This is a genomic window from Curtobacterium sp. ODYSSEY 48 V2, from assembly GCF_023712625.1.
Lineage (GTDB): Bacteria > Actinomycetota > Actinomycetes > Actinomycetales > Microbacteriaceae > Curtobacterium.
In genome coordinates this window covers 284,853-298,912 of the sequence record NZ_JAMAXX010000002.1, presented here as the reverse complement: position 1 = coordinate 298,912, position 14,060 = coordinate 284,853, and the positions used below count along the sequence as shown (strand labels likewise).

14 protein-coding genes are annotated in these 14,060 nt (G+C 72.6%); 3 read left to right on the top strand and 11 right to left on the bottom strand.

The annotated features are described in order from the left end of the window. Positions 1–20: 20 nt before the first annotated feature. Entirely contained in the window at positions 21–611 is a 591-nt protein-coding gene (locus tag M3666_RS04050) for a VOC family protein (RefSeq protein ID WP_251154558.1), read from the bottom strand. A gap of 420 nt (positions 612–1,031) precedes the next feature. Between M3666_RS04050 and M3666_RS04045 the strand changes: the two genes are divergently transcribed. Beyond that, positions 1,032–1,487, top strand: a complete 456-nt coding sequence (locus M3666_RS04045; RefSeq protein ID WP_251154557.1) for a VOC family protein — start codon at positions 1,032–1,034, stop codon at positions 1,485–1,487. Positions 1,488–1,586: 99 nt separating this feature from the next. On the opposite strand, the gene M3666_RS04040 is transcribed toward M3666_RS04045, so the two are convergent. The 3 genes from M3666_RS04040 to M3666_RS04030 all read right to left on the bottom strand — a co-directional run bounded on the left by M3666_RS04040 (position 1,587) and on the right by M3666_RS04030 (position 4,353). Beyond that, positions 1,587–2,309 carry a VIT1/CCC1 transporter family protein gene (locus M3666_RS04040; protein ID WP_066658527.1) on the bottom strand — a complete coding sequence of 241 codons (723 nt, stop codon included), beginning with the start codon at positions 2,307–2,309 and terminating at the stop codon, positions 1,587–1,589. Positions 2,310–2,396: 87 nt separating this feature from the next. Then, entirely contained in the window at positions 2,397–2,891 is a 495-nt protein-coding gene (locus M3666_RS04035; protein WP_066655463.1) for a GNAT family N-acetyltransferase, read from the bottom strand. 61 nt (positions 2,892–2,952) lie between these two features. Beyond that, positions 2,953–4,353: an LLM class flavin-dependent oxidoreductase gene (locus tag M3666_RS04030; protein ID WP_268746752.1), complete on the bottom strand. Its 1,401-nt coding sequence runs from the start codon at positions 4,351–4,353 to the stop codon at positions 2,953–2,955. 113 nt (positions 4,354–4,466) lie between these two features. Between M3666_RS04030 and M3666_RS04025 the strand changes: the two genes are divergently transcribed. After that, positions 4,467–4,955, top strand: coding sequence for an SRPBCC family protein (locus M3666_RS04025; protein WP_066655465.1), 489 nt, complete (start codon positions 4,467–4,469; stop codon positions 4,953–4,955). 10 nt (positions 4,956–4,965) lie between these two features. Here the strand turns inward: M3666_RS04025 and sufU are convergent, their stop codons facing one another. From sufU to M3666_RS03995, 6 genes are all read right to left on the bottom strand, one after another. Beyond that, positions 4,966–5,412 (bottom strand): Fe-S cluster assembly sulfur transfer protein SufU, encoded by a 447-nt coding sequence (gene sufU / locus M3666_RS04020; protein ID WP_066655467.1) that lies wholly within the window; start codon positions 5,410–5,412, stop codon positions 4,966–4,968. Next, complete coding sequence (locus M3666_RS04015) at positions 5,409–6,704, bottom strand: aminotransferase class V-fold PLP-dependent enzyme (RefSeq protein ID WP_066658533.1); 1,296 nt, start codon at positions 6,702–6,704, stop codon at positions 5,409–5,411. Before M3666_RS04015 ends, sufU begins: the two co-directional genes overlap by 4 nt. Positions 6,705–6,802: 98 nt before the next feature. Further along, positions 6,803–7,015: an antitoxin gene (locus M3666_RS04010; RefSeq protein WP_066655469.1), complete on the bottom strand. Its 213-nt coding sequence runs from the start codon at positions 7,013–7,015 to the stop codon at positions 6,803–6,805. Positions 7,016–7,168: 153 nt separating this feature from the next. Then, positions 7,169–8,464 carry a chloride channel protein gene (locus M3666_RS04005; RefSeq protein WP_066655471.1) on the bottom strand — a complete coding sequence of 432 codons (1,296 nt, stop codon included), beginning with the start codon at positions 8,462–8,464 and terminating at the stop codon, positions 7,169–7,171. A gap of 121 nt (positions 8,465–8,585) precedes the next feature. After that, a complete protein-coding gene (locus tag M3666_RS04000; protein WP_251154556.1) occupies positions 8,586–10,706 on the bottom strand; it encodes an alpha-galactosidase in 2,121 nt (706 codons plus the stop codon). Between the two features lie 136 nt (positions 10,707–10,842). After that, positions 10,843–11,826, bottom strand: coding sequence for a magnesium and cobalt transport protein CorA (locus M3666_RS03995; RefSeq protein WP_251154555.1), 984 nt, complete (start codon positions 11,824–11,826; stop codon positions 10,843–10,845). A 99-nt stretch (positions 11,827–11,925) separates the two neighbouring features. Between M3666_RS03995 and M3666_RS03990 the strand changes: the two genes are divergently transcribed. Beyond that, a complete protein-coding gene (locus tag M3666_RS03990) occupies positions 11,926–12,774 on the top strand; it encodes a tryptophan-rich sensory protein (protein ID WP_251154554.1) in 849 nt (282 codons plus the stop codon). Positions 12,775–12,921: 147 nt separating this feature from the next. Here M3666_RS03990 and ald read toward each other — a convergent pair whose 3' ends face one another. After that, positions 12,922–14,022 carry an alanine dehydrogenase gene (gene ald, locus M3666_RS03985; RefSeq protein ID WP_251154553.1) on the bottom strand — a complete coding sequence of 367 codons (1,101 nt, stop codon included), beginning with the start codon at positions 14,020–14,022 and terminating at the stop codon, positions 12,922–12,924. Between the last annotated feature and the right edge of the window lie 38 nt (positions 14,023–14,060).

Sequence of the window (14,060 nt, the reverse complement as noted above, 5' to 3'; positions counted from 1 at the left end):
GCTCGCATCCTTCCAGCTGTTCAGTCGGTCACCGGACGTCCGCCGAGACCAGCAGTCACGGGCCGGAGGCGTTTCCCAGCACCGAGCGTCACCTCCTGCTGCACGGAGGTGCGCACCGTGACGGCGGTGTCCGCGACGTGACGCGTGCTGGTCGGGAACCACGCGCGGCCGGGGGTGACCAGGATGAGGAGACCGTCGACGTCTCCGACGGCAGCGAACTCGCTGGTGGGCTCGTTCCCGTAGGGCTGGAGGTCTGCTGCTCGCAGGGTCGCGACCGCGGCGAGGACGTCCGGGACTGCCACGCCGATCTCGCTCACGCAGACGAGATCGGCAGCGGCGAAGGAATCCACCTCTCGGGGAGGCAGGGCTCGACGTTCGATGAGTTCCAGTACCTGGTCATCAGGGCCGTCGAAGTACATCGACCGCGAGTCCCACGACGGGGGTCCTCCGAACTCCGTCCGATCGTCGACCGACAGGAGCAGCACGCGCTGTCCGAGCCACCGGCGGGCCAGGTCGAACGACCCGGTCGGGATGGTGAACGCGAGGTGGTGCGCGCCCTCGAAGTCGCTCTCCACGAAGCGCAGCCGGCTCAGGCCGATGGCCACGGTCACGCTCGGACCGTCCCGCTCGACCTCACACCCGAGTCGGTCGAAGAACCCGGCAACGACCGACGCGGACCGTGTGGGCAACAGGGCTTCTTCGATCTGCATGCGTCCACCTCACACCCGTGGCCCTGGACCATCGATCACCGGACGCGCACCATGAGCTCGGACGGGTCAGCCGACGGTGCGAAGCCGAACTGCGCGGAGAGACCGTGTGCATCTCGGTCGACGGGAGCGTGCGCTCCAGGCCGGGCGGTCCGAGGTCCTCGACCACGGCAGCGAGGAGCATCCCGCCCTCTCCTCGACCACGTACTCCCGGTGCGACGAAGGTCGTCGTTCCGTGCCCCTCGGCTCCGGTTGCTCGCACGTCGTGATCGCGACGACAGTGCCCGTGGGCCGAGCTGTCCGGTGGAGCGCGATACTGATCGGATGACAGCACCACTCGTCTCGGACGTCGCTCACGCCGGGCTCACCGTGGACGACCTCGACGACGCGCTGGCGCTGTGGTGCTCCGGTCTCGGCTTCGCGCTCGGACGGACCTTCACGCTCGACACGCGGACCACGACTGCGACCACCGGTGTCCAGGGATCCACCATCCGTGCAGCCACGGTCACGCTCGGGGACCAACGGATCGAACTGCTGCAGTACGACCCTCCCCGCTCGGGTCGAGCATCCGACTCCCCCGCGCACACCGGCACGGTCCACATCGCGCTGACCGTCTCGGACCTCGACCGCGTGCTCGACCTCTGCGCAGCACACGGCTGGCGGCCCGTCGGGGAACCGCACGAGATGACCAGTGGCGCCCGGACCGGCACACGGATCATCTACCTCGAGGGGGCGCTCGGCGGCTTCCTCGAACTGATCGCCCCACCGCAGCTTCCCTGACGCCACGAGCGGGGACGGTTTCGGATCGCTCCCCGGAGCGCATCGCCCTGACGCGAGTGGTCGATGATCGCGATCGCAGACTCGACCGTGCCCGTCCGGTCAGAGCGCGTGCGTCCCGAGCAGCGCCCCGGCCACGTAGGTCGCCGCGAGCGCGAGCGCCCCGCCGACGACCACCCGCAGCGCCGCGCGACCCCGACGGGCACCGCCGAGCACCGCACCGGTCGTGCCGGTCAGGGCGAGCGCGACGAGCGACGCGGTCACGGTGACCGGCACGCGGAGGGGTTCCGGCGCGAGCAGCATCGCGAGGAACGGCAGCAGTGCGCCGACCGTGAAGGTCGCCGCCGACACCCAGGCGGCACGCCAGGGGCTGACGATCTCGTCCTCGGCGTCGTGCAGGGCCGCTTCCGCGCGGCGACGACGGACCTCTGGCCGCGTCAGCTCCCGCGCGACGGCATCCGCGACGTCCCCCTCGACCCCGAGCGACCGGTAGTGCGCCGCGAGCGCCGGGGCGTCCTCGGCGTCGGCCTCGAGCTTCGCCTGCTCGGCGGCCTGCCCGGTGCGCTGCGCGTCGCGGGCACCGCTCACCGAGATGTACTCGCCGAGGGCCATCGAGATCGCCCCGCCGACGAGCGCCGCGGTGCCGGCGGCGACGATCGGTCCCGTGCCCGCGCCGGCTCCGGCGACCCCGACGAGCACGGCCGCGACGGACACGATGCCGTCGTTCGCGCCGAGCAGCCCGGCCCGGAGCCAGTTGAGCCGCGCGGCGCTGGTGGCGTCGTCGTGCTCGGAGGTGGGGAGCGAGAGGTCCGAAGCGGTCGACATGACGGCCATCGAACCACTCCCGAGCGGTTCGCGCCAGCAAGGTGAGGCAAGCCTGATCAGGGCTTTCGTGGTGAGGTGAGCCTCACCTCACCGAACGGAGGCCGCCTGCCAGACCCGGGTCGGACGGCCGTTCAGCGCGTGCGGGAACGGGTCACCGACCGGTCGGAAGCCCGCGCTCGTGTAGAGCGCGAGGGCGGGTGCGTTGTCGTCCAGCGCGTGCAGCTCGCACCGGTCGTGCCCGGCGGCTGCGGCGGCGTCCACCGCGGCGGTGAGCAGTCGACGGCCGAGTCCGTGCCCCTGTGCCGCCGGCGCGACCGCGAGGAGGCTGAGGTACGCGCCGTCGCTCGGCGCGCCGCCGGTGCCGGGTGCGGTGACGAGGGCGAACCCGAGCGGGGCGCCGCCGTCGTCGGCGACCACCAGGGCCACCCGCTCTGCGGCGAACTTCTCGTGCGCACGTGCGCGCACGGCGTCGGAGGCCGGCACCCCGTCCCGGTCCGCGACGGCGGCGACCCAGAGCGCGATGCACGCGGCCGCGGTCGCTTCGTCGTCCGCGGTGCGCACGACGAAGGACGACCCGATCACCCGACCACCATACGTCGCACGCCCCGACGGGCGGTCAGGTCGGAGCCCGCCGCGCGATCGGTCAGACGGTCGCCCGCGAGCCGACCCGGTACCGGGCGCCGCGGTGCTCCTCCGGCAGCCGGTCGCCGCGGCCGTGCAGCTTGTGACGGAGCGACCCCTCGACGTACTCGTCCGGGTAGGCACCGCGCGCGCGGAGCTCGGGCACGACGAACTCGATGACGTCCTCCCACGTGCCGGGGGTCACCGCGTACGCCAGGTTGAACCCGTCCACGTCGGTCTGCTCCTGGATGTCGATCAGCTGCTGGGCGATCGTCGCCCCGGAACCGACGGCCACCGGACCGAGGCCGCCGATCGCCGTGTGCTCCGCGATGTCCCGGACCGTCCAGTTCGACCCGTCCTCCCCCGTCGCCGCGGACAGGTTCGCCGCCGCCGACTGGATCGCGTTCGACTCGATGTTGCCGAGCGGCTCGTCCAGGTCGTACTGCGACAGGTCGACGCCCATCCAGCCGGAGTTGAGCACGAGCGCGCCCTCGGCCGACGCGTACGACCGGTAGTCGCGGTACTTGGCCTGGGCTGCCTCGTCGGTCTCGTCGGTGATGACGGTGAGCAGCGTGTAGACGCGGGCGGCGTAGCGGTCGCGACCAGCGGCCTCCAGGGCGTCACGGATCCTGCCGACGGTCGCGGCGAGCTGCGGGATGGTCGGCGCGCCGACGAAGACCGCCTCGGCGTTCTCGGCGGCGAAGCGGATGCCGCGGGGCGAGGCGCCCGCCTGGTAGACCACGGGGCTCCGCTGGACCGAGGGCTCGGTCAGGTGGATGCCGGGGACGTCGAAGTGCGTGCCGTGGTGCTCGATCGGGTGCACCTTCGACGGGTCGGTGAAGACACCGGTCTCGCGGTCCTCGACGACGGCGTCGTCCTCCCACGAGCCCTCCCACAGCTTGTAGAGCACCTCGAGGTACTCGTCGGCGACGTCGTAGCGGTCGTCGTGGGAGAGCTGGTCGGTCTGCCCCATGTTGCGCGCGGCGCTCGGCAGGTACCCGGTGACGACGTTCCAGCCGATGCGGCCCTTCGTCAGGTGGTCGAGCGTCGAGATGCGCCGGGCGAACGGGTACGGGTGCTCGTAGGCGGTGCCCGCGGTGATGCCGAAGCCGAGGTGCTCCGTCACGGCGGCCATCGCGGAGACGAGCAGGATCGGGTCGTTCACCGGCACCTGCGAACCGGTGCGGAGCGCGGCCTCGTTCGTCCCGCCGTACACGTCGTAGGTGCCGAGGACGTCGGCGATGAAGATGCCGTCGAAGCGCCCGCGCTCGAGCAGCTGCGCCAGGTCCGTCCAGTACGACAGGTCGTTGTAGTGCCGCGAACGGTCGCGGGGGTGGCGCCACAGCCCCGAGGACTGGTGCGCGACGCAGTTCATGTCGAACGCGTTGAAACGGATCTGCCGGGTCTCGTTCGTCGAGGTCACGCGGCGAAGCTACGTCCAGCAGCCCGACGCGTCACGTGAGGTGACGCCGTGTGACGCCCGCCCGACGCACGGCGCCTCGGACCTGAGTCGATCTCGCGTGGCAGCATGGCGGCGTGCCCGTCGTCGAGTCCCGCTGCGTCGTCCCCGTCCCCGTCGCGGTCGCCTTCGCCGTGTCGCAGGTGCAGGGACCGGTCCGGAAGCGCTGGGACCCCTTCATCCGTCGACAGCACCTCATCGGCGCCGACGCGCCGGCGAAGGGCGTCCGGACCTTCACGGTGCAGCGCTCGGGCCTGCGGATGGAGAGCGAGTACGTCTCGTACAACCCGCCCTCGAACGTCGGCATGAAGATGACGAAGGGCTCGTGGTTCTTCGAGAAGATGGGCGGTGGGTGGCGCTTCACGCCGGTGGAGGGCGAGCCGGGCCGCACGCTGGCGGTGTGGCGCTACAACTTCACGTGCCGACCCGCCTGGCTCGCACCGCTGGCCGAGCGCATCGGCGCGTTCGTCCTGCAACGCGACATCGACCGACGGATCGCCGGGTTCGCCCGGGGGTGCAGCGACCCGGTCGTGCTCGCACACGTCGGTGCCGCTCCTGGGAGCTGACCGGACCGGTTCAGACCGCGGTGGCCTCGCGGACGGCAGCCTCGGCAGCCACCCAGGCGAGCATCCCGCACTTCACCCGCATGACGAACTTCGAGACGCCGTGGAAGGCGACGAGGTCCTCGAGGACGTCCTCGTCGGGCTCCCCGGCCCCGCGCGACCGCATCATCGTGCGGAAGGACTCGGTGAGCTCGAGCAGCTCCGGGACGGTCCGGCCGACGGCCATGTCGGTCAGCACCGACGCCGAGGCCATCGAGATCGAGCACCCGTCGCCCTGCCAGCCGATGGCCGCGATGCGGTCCGACCCGGGCTCGAGCCGCACGCTGACGGTGATCTCGTCGCCGCAGGTGGGGTTCCGTTCGAAGTGCGACGCGTCGGCGCCGTCGAGCACGCCGTCGCCGTGCCGCGCCTTCGCGTGGTCGAGGATGACCTGCTGGTAGAGGGAGTCGAGGCCGTTCACGAGGCCGCTCCGAAGTACCCGCGGACCTCGCCGACGGCGGTCAGGAAGCGATCGACGTCCTGCTCGGTCGTGTACACGTAGGTGCTCGCCCGGCTGGTCGCGACGAGTCCGAGCCGACGGTGCAGCGGCTGGGCACAGTGGTGCCCGGACCGGACCGCGATGCCCTGCGCGTCGAGGTACTGCGAGACGTCGTGGGCGTGCACCCCGTCGACGTCGAAGGACACGAGTCCGGAGCGCGGCACCCCGGCGGGCGGGCCGACGACGCGGATGCCCGGCACCGCCGCCAGACCGTCGAGCATCCGGCGGGCGAGGTGCTCCTCGTGGGCGCGGACGCGTTCCATGCCGATGGCCTGCAAATAGCGGACCGCCTCGGCGAGTGCGACGGCCTGGGACACCGGCTGCGTCCCGGCCTCGAAGCGCTCGGGCGCCGGCATGTACTCCGACGACTCCATCGTCACGGTCGTGATCATCGATCCACCGGTGCGGAACGGCGGCAGGGCGTCGAGGAGTTCCCCGCGACCCCACAGGACGCCGATGCCGTTCGGCCCGAGCATCTTGTGCCCGGAGAACGCGGCGAAGTCGACGCCGAGCTCCTGCACGTCGAGGGGCCGGTGCGGCGCGGACTGGCACGCGTCGAGGACGACGAGGGCGCCGTGCGCGCGGGCCGCTGCCACCACCGCGGCGACGGGCGCGACCATGCCGGTGACGTTCGAGACGTGCGCGAACGCCACGATCCTCGTGTGCTCGGTGATCCGGGAGACCGCGTCCTCGGCGGTCCAGGTGCCGTCGTCGGCCACCGGGACCCAGCGCAGGGTCGCACCGGTGAGCGCGGCGAGCTCCTGCCACGGCACGAGGTTCGCGTGGTGCTCGGCCTCGGTGACCAGGACCTCGTCGCCGGGACCGATGCGGAAGCGCTCCGCCGCCGCTCCCCCGCGTCCGCGGCTGGCGTTGGCGATGCCGTACGCCACGAGGTTCAGCGCGTCGGTGGCGTTCGCCGTCCAGACGACCTCGGACGGCGACGACGCCCCGACGAAGCCGGCGACCGTGGCCCGTGCGTCCTCGTAGGCGTCGGTGCTCAGGGCCGCGAGCGTGTGCGCACCGCGGTGGACGGCCGCGTTGTCGTGCTCCAGGAACCGTCGCTCGGCGTCGAGCACCTGCCGCGGCCGCTCGGCCGTCGCGCCGGAGTCGAGGTACGCGAGCGGCTGCCCGTTCACCTCCTGCTGGAGGATCGGGAAGTCCCGCTTGATCGCGGCGACCTCGGACTCGGTCAGCGGCTGGTTCGGGGCGAGCACGGTCACGCGGTCAATCGTGGTCGGTCCCGCCCCGTGCGTCCAATCGCCTGCAGCGGACAAGGAGCCGGAACGGCGGCGGGACGCAGGCAGGCCGGCCGCTACTCGTTGCCGATGCGCTTGTCGGCCTGCTCGCGTGCGGCGTCGATCTTGTCGTCGTACTTGCCGCCCGTGGCCTTCTTCACCGCGTCGGCCACACCGCCCAGGACCTTGTCGCTGACGTCCTCGGCCTTCTCGCTCTTCAGGGCGTCCTGGACCTTGCCGTCCTTCAGGAGCTCCTGTGCCTTCTTCGTGATGTCGTCGAACCCCGCCATGGACGGCTCCTCACCTCGTGCGGGGCCCGTCGCCCCGACCTGCCGCCGATGGTAGGCGCGGCCCCGGCGCCTGTCCGGGTGTGCCGGCCCGGTGTCGCGGCTCCGGCGCCTGTCCGGTGTCGCGGCCGGCCCGACCCGGTCCGGACGGACGGCTCAGACCATCTGCGCGCTGCGTCGCCGCGCGAGCAGGTAGGAGACCGCGACCGAGCCCGTGATCGCCAGGAGCGACGGGATGAGGATGTCCGTGCCCTCCTGCGTGAACTCGACGACGAGCACGAGCGCGGTGAACGGCGCCCGCATCGTGGTCGCCAGCAAGGCCGCCGCTCCGACGAACGCGAACGCCGCCAGGCTCGACCCGTCAGCGGGCCAGAGCAGCACCCACAGGCCGCCGAGCGCGGCGCCCACCGCGGAGCCGATGGCGATCGAGGGCGTCAGCGTGCCACCGACCGCACCGGCTCCGATGGTCGCCGAGGTCGTGATCGTGCGGATGATGCCGAGGAGGAGCAGGAACACGATCGGCGACAGCCCGGCGAACGTCGGCGCCTCGGTCGTGGCGTTCATCGCGACGAGGCCGAGCGCGCGCCCGTTGCCGAGGATCTCCGGGAACGGCACGGCGATGAGCCCGACCATCGCGAAGACGACGGGCAGCACGACGAGCAGGTGCCACCCCTTCGGCGCCATGCCCTGCAGCCGGTTCGTGAGCTTCACGAAGCCGACGCCCGCGAACCCGAGCAGCGGCCCGACGACGACCGCCCAGACCAGCAGCGACGGCGACAGGTGCATCGCGGGCACGTCGTAGAGCACCTCGTCCGGGATCACGAGCCGTGCGGTGAACGCGGCGATCGCACTCGTCGCGAAGGCCGGCAGTGCGGTCGCGAACGTGAGTTCACCGAGCAGCACCTCGACCGCGAAGAGCGCGCCTCCGAGCGGCACGTCGTACACCGCCGCCAGGCCGGCAGCAGCACCGCAGGCGACGAGGATGCGCGTCTCGCGCCCCGTCAGGCCGGCACGAGCGGTGACGAGCTGGGACAGCCAGGCACCGATCTCGCGGGGCGCGACCTCCTTGCCGATGGAGGCGCCGAGCCCGACGGCCAGGATCTGCACCGCGGCGTTCGCGACCGTGGCGAGCGCCGGCATCCGCTTGCCGTCGACCGCGCCGGTCACCGACACCACGGGCTTCGCCCACCGCCGGAGCGCCCACCACGCGACGCCCGTGAGCACGCCGGCCGCGGCGAGCGCGAGGAAGCGGTTGAGCCCGGAGGGCGCATCGGCCGCCTCGCGGTGCCCGCCGAACGGGTACCCGAAGGCGACGAACTGGATGGCCTGCAGGGCGAGCCACACCGAGATGCCCGCGACGCCGCCGGCGATGCCGACGAGCCCGGTGATCACGGCGAGCTTGAGGGCCCAGACCGGCGTGGTCGTGCGTGTCGCGTTCCCGGTCTGCGGCATGACCGGAAGCCTAGCGGCGATCGGGACCGGCCCACGGACGGCCGACGGCACCCGTGGACGGACGGGAGGCCCGTGGCGGGGCCGCCACGGGCCTCCCGTCCGGCTGCTGGTCGCGTCGCGGTCAGACGGCCGTCACGCGGAAGGGGACCACCTGGTCGGCCGGCAGGAGCGGGGGCTGGAGGCCGACCTGCTCGAGCACGCGGCCGCTGAAGACGCGGTCGCCGGCCCACCAGTCGGGCGCCCGGACCTCGTGGTCCTCGCCGACCAGGACCGGGTCGACGCGGTACCGCGTGTCCGGGTCGAGGTCACGGAGGACCACGCGCCCGATGCCCGACACCTCGGACCGGCCCGTGCTCGCGACGAAGAACACGGCCTGGCGGCGGTCCTCGGCGACCACGCCGTAGACCAGGCGCGTGGGGTCGACCTCGTCGACGCGGACGAGCAGGCCGCCGTGCAGGAGTGCGCGCCACTCCTTGTGTAGCGCGATCCACGACGCGAGGGTGCGCTCCTCGTCCGCGGTGGCCTGCGCGAGGTCCCACTCGATGCCGAAGTGCCCGATCAGCGCGGTGCCCGCACGGAAGGACACGTCGTGGAAGCGGCCCGTCGTGTGGTTCACCCCGCTGGCGACGTGCGCGCCGAGGAGCTCCGGCGGCAGCAGCTGCTGCGTCCAGCGGTGCATCTGCTGACGCTCGAAGGGGTCGATGTCGTCGGACACCCACACGCGGTCGGTGTGCTCGATCACCGCGAGGTCGACACGCGCACCGCCGGACGAGCACGACTCGATCTCGAGCCCCGGGAAGCGTTCCTTGAGCGTCGCCATCAGGCGGTAGGTGGCGAGGGTCTGCTCGTGCACGGCTGCCCCGCCGCCCGGGTGCCCGGCCTCGACCAGGTCGCGGTTGTGGTCCCACTTGACGTAGTCGACGCCGTACTCGCCGATGATCGCGGTCATCCGCTCGAGCACGTACGCGTACGCGTCCGGGATCGCGAGGTTGAGCACCTGCTGGTCGCGCGAGCGGACGGGCAACCGGCCGTCCGCCTGCATGATCCACTCCGGGTGCGCCCGGGCGAGGTCGCTGTCCTCGTTCACCATCTCGGGCTCGAACCACAGCCCGAACTCCATGCCGAGGGCACGGACACGGTCGACGATCGGACCGAGGCCGTCCGGCCAGACGTCCTCGTCGACGTACCAGTCACCGAGACCGGCGTGGTCGTCACGGCGACCGCGGAACCAGCCGTCGTCGAGCACGTACCGCTCGACGCCGAGCCGGGCGGCCCGCTCGGCGAGGTCGGTGAGGCGGGCGAGGTCGTGGTCGAAGTAGACCGCCTCCCAGACGTTGATCGTCACCGGCCGCGGGGTCGACGGGTGCTGCGGGCGGCTGCGGAGCCAGTGGTGGAACCGGCGGGCCTGGTCGTCGAGGCCGTCACCCCACGCGCCGTACACCCAGGGGCCCTCGTAGGTCTCGCCGGTGTCCAACCGGACCTCGCCGGGGAGCAGGAGCTCGCCGCCACCGGCCACCTGGCGCCCGGTCGCGAGCCGCTCGGCGAAGTGACGGTGGTTCCCGCTCCACGCGGTGTGCACGCCCCAGACCTCACCGCGGGCGAACCCGAACCCGGGCTCCCCCACGCTGAGCACGGTCGCGGCGTCCGCTCCGGTGCGACCCTTGCGGCTGTCGCGCTCGTGCGTGCCGACGACGAGCTCGCGACGCTGCGGGGTGCGCTCCTTGCCCCAGCGGCCGGCGAAGTCGAGGACCTCGCGGGCGCGGGAGGGCACGGGCAGCGCCACGGTCAGGTCGTCCACCGTGTAGGTGCCGACGGCGGTGTTCGTGACGGCGGCGCGGGCGCGCACCAGGCCGGACACGAGCAGCTCGAGCGTCACGCGGACGGCGAGGCCCGCGGTGGTGTCCTCGGCCTCGGCGGTCACGTGGGTGTCGTCGACGTCGATCGCCGTGACGGTGAAGGCCGGTGACCAGTCGCGACCACCACGGTGGCCGGAGAGCCCGGGGCGACCGGTCCACCCGCGGTGGGGCTCCGGCAGCAGTGCGAGGCGGACGGGCACGTCGGCCTCGTTGTTCGCGACCGGGGCCACGTCGGCGTCCGCGAGGGCGACGAGCTCGTCGTGGGCGAGCGGCCCGAGGGCAGCGCCCCAGTGCACGACGGCGGGCAGCGCGCCGTCGCGGCAGTCGAGCACGACGGACACCCCACCGGCGGTCAGGTGGACGAGGTCGTTCGTGGTGGTGGGCATCGTTGCTCCGGTCGGCGTCGTCGACGCCTGTGCGTCGTGGGCACGACGAGCCTGGCTGGCGCGGCGCGTGCTGCGCAACACGACGCGCGAGGGTCCGCGGAACCGGCGGGGCCGGGCCGTCCGGGACGGTGGGTCGTCAGAACCAGCGCTTCACCTTGAAGACGACGAACAGGATCGCGGCGAAGGCGACCATCGCGACGATCGACAGCGGGTACCCCCACGTCCACGACAGTTCGGGCATGTGCGTGAAGTTCATCCCGTAGATCGCCGCGATGAGCGTCGGCGCGAACAGGATCGCCGCCCAGCCCGAGATGCGCTTCGTGTCGTCGTTCTGCTTCTGCGCGGCGAGGGTCGAGTCGACCGTCAGCGCGTTCTGCAGCAGCTGTCGGAAGGTGTCGAGTCGCTCGACCGTGCGGATGACGTGGTCCAGGACGTCGCGGAAACGGCGCTGCAGCTCCACCGGCAGGTGGTACTTCTCCGCGCCGCGGTGCAGGTTCTCGATGATGCCGATGAGCGGACGGGCCGCGCGTTGGAAGTCGACGACCTCGCCGAACAGCTCGTAGATGCGCCTCGACACCCCCGCCACCCCGGAGAACAGCTGGTCCTCGATCTGGTTGATGTCCTCCTCCAGGCCGTCGATCACCGGCGCGTAGCCGTCGACGATCGAGTCCATGAGCGCCCAGAGCTGCGCCTGCGGTCCCGCCGTCACGAGGGCCGGCTTGCCGCTGAGCCGTCGGAGCGCGTGCGGGACGGCCTGCGCGCCACGTGGGTCCGCCGGGACGACCGCCAGGAAGAAGTCCTGCCCGACGAAGGCGTGCACCTCGCCGAACTCCACCTCCTCCGGGCCGTCGTGGTAGACCGCCGGCTTCAGCACCGTGAAGAGCGTCGAGCCGTAGCGTTCGAGCTTCGGGCGCTGGTGCCCCTCGGCGGCGTCCTCGACCGCGAGCTCGTGCAGCCCGAGGGCGACCGCGACGTCCCCGAGCTCCTCGGCGTCGGGGCGGTGCAGCACGATGCACGCGCTGGCGCCCTGCTCGCCGATCATCCGGAAGGTGTCGTCGAGCGACGGGCAGGCGATCGGGGCGATGCGGTCGACGTAGACGGTGTTGAGCTCGACGGTCACGATGCCACCGTACGCACCGCCCGTCGGCCCGTCCCCCGGCCACCTGGACGTCGGCTGCGTCCGACGCGACGGCACGGGCCTACCGTACGGGTCATCAGCATGCTGACGAACGGAGCGGACATGAAGAAGATCTGGAAGCGCATCGCGGTCGCCGTGAGCGCTGTGGTGGCAGTGGTCGGCGCCTTCGTCGGCTCGGGCGCAGCGGGCGGGACCCCCATCGCCGAAGCGGCCGGCGGTGCACTCTCGGCGTCGTCGACCGCGATCGCACCGGCCGGCCCCGCGTTCTCGATCTGGAGCGTCGTCTACGTCGGGTTGATCGCCTACACGGTGCGGCAGTTCTTCCGCACCGCCGACGACGAGCGCCACGAACGCCTGTTCGTCCCCGCGGTGCTGTCCCTGCTGCTCAACGCCGCGTGGATCCTGTCCGTGCAGTTCGGGTTCCTGTGGGCGAGCGAGCCGATCATCGTCGCGCTGCTCGGCGTCCTGGTCTGGGCGTTCGCGGTGCTGCGGCGGACGCGTCCCTCGGGCGCCGTCGAGGCGATCGTGACCGACGGGACGTTCGGGCTCTACCTCGGGTGGGTCTGCGTCGCGACCGCGGCCAACACCGCTGCGGTGCTGACGGCCGCGGGCTTCCGGGGGTTCGGACTCGGGCAGGACGCCTGGGGCGTGCTCGTCGCCGCGGTCGCCGGGCTCGTCGGGGTGCTCCTGGCGATCTGGGGCGGCGGACGACTCGCACCGACCGCGGCGCTGTCCTGGGGTCTCGCGTGGGTCGCGGTCGGGCGGCTCGACGGGCCGCTCGTGTCCGTGCCGACGGCGATCACGGCCGTCGTGGCGATCGCCGTTGCGGTCGTGGTCACCCTCGTGGTGCGCGCCCGGGTCGGCTGGGCCGCGCGCTCGCGCGGGGCGCGCGGCGCGGCCGGCGCCGCGGCCGCGGCCCGCGCGGCGTAGCCGCGGCGCCCGCGCGCCCGCGCGGCGCAGCCGCGAGACTCGGCTGGGCGGACACTTTCGTAGCGTTCCAGCCGCGAAAGTGTCCGCCAGGCCGAGTCTCGCTGCCTCGGCCGCAGCGGCGCGGCGGCGCAGCGGCGCGCCGGCGCGTCAGCGCGCGGCGGCCGCCAAGCCGTGCGCGGCCGCGACGGCCTCGTTCACGACCTGGCCGGCGTGCACGTTCACACCCTTCGCGAGGGCCGGGTCGATCTCGGTGGCCCGCTCCCACCCCTGGTCGGCGATCGCGAGGGCGTAGGGCAGCGTCGCGTTCGTCAACGAGATCGTGCTGGTGCGCGGGACGGCACCCGGCATGTTCGCGACGCAGTAGTACACGGCGTCGTGCACGTGGAAGGTCGGGTCGTCGTGCGTGGTCGGCCGCGAGCCCTCGAAGCAGCCGCCCTGGTCGATCGCGATGTCGACGAGCACCGACCCCTGCCGCATGTCCGCGACCATGGCGTCGGTCACGAGCTTGGGCGCCGAGGCACCGGGGATGAGCACCGACCCCACGACGAGGTCCGCCTCGCGCAGCGCATCGGCGATCGCGTGCGACGACGACCGCAGCGTCGTGATCCGACCGTCGAACCGGGCGTCCAGCGCACGCAGCCGCGGCAGGCTGATGTCGAACACCGTGACCTCGGCGCCGAGCCCGAGGGCCATGGTCGCGGCGTGCTCCCCCGCGACCCCGCCGCCGATGACGACGACTCGGCCGCGCGGCGTCCCGGGGACCCCGCCGAGGAGCAGCCCGCGGCCGCCCTTCGTGCGCATGAGCTGGTCGGCGCCGACCTGCACGGAGAGTCGCCCGGCGATCTCGGACATCGGCGAGAGCAGCGGCAGCGACCGGTCCGGCAGCTGCACGGTCTCGTAGGCGATCGCGGTCGCACCAGAGGCGACGAGCGCGTCGGTGAGCGGCCGGTCGGCAGCCAGGTGCAGGTAGGTGAAGAGCACCTGTCCCGGACGGATCGACTGGTACTCGGAGGCGACGGGCTCCTTCACCTTGAGGACGAGCTCCGCCTGCTCCCAGACCTCGGCGGCCGTGCCGACGACGGTGGCTCCCGCAGCCCGGTACTCGTCGTCCGAGAAGGACGATCCGGCTCCGGCGCCGGCCTGCACGAGCACGCGGTGACCGTGCAGCGCGAGCTCACCCACACCCGCCGGCGTGGCCGCGACGCGGTACTCGTTGTTCTTGACTTCGGTGGGGACGCCGATCAGCATCACGGACTCCTTCGTGGGCGGTGCAGGAGACTTCCACG

What these genes read in the sequence shown, in the direction of transcription:
- M3666_RS04005 (WP_066655471.1), bottom strand. Translation starts at nt 8,464, where the DNA reads ATGCCGCAGACCGGGAACGCGACACGCACGACCACGCCGGTCTGGGCC.
- M3666_RS04040 (WP_066658527.1), bottom strand. Translation starts at nt 2,309, where the DNA reads ATGTCGACCGCTTCGGACCTCTCGCTCCCCACCTCCGAGCACGACGAC.
- M3666_RS04010 (WP_066655469.1), bottom strand. Translation starts at nt 7,015, where the DNA reads ATGGCGGGGTTCGACGACATCACGAAGAAGGCACAGGAGCTCCTGAAG.
- M3666_RS03990 (WP_251154554.1), top strand. Translation starts at nt 11,926, where the DNA reads ATGCTGACGAACGGAGCGGACATGAAGAAGATCTGGAAGCGCATCGCG.
- ald (WP_251154553.1), bottom strand. Translation starts at nt 14,022, where the DNA reads ATGCTGATCGGCGTCCCCACCGAAGTCAAGAACAACGAGTACCGCGTC.
- M3666_RS04000 (WP_251154556.1), bottom strand. Translation starts at nt 10,706, where the DNA reads ATGCCCACCACCACGAACGACCTCGTCCACCTGACCGCCGGTGGGGTG.
- M3666_RS04045 (WP_251154557.1), top strand. Translation starts at nt 1,032, where the DNA reads ATGACAGCACCACTCGTCTCGGACGTCGCTCACGCCGGGCTCACCGTG.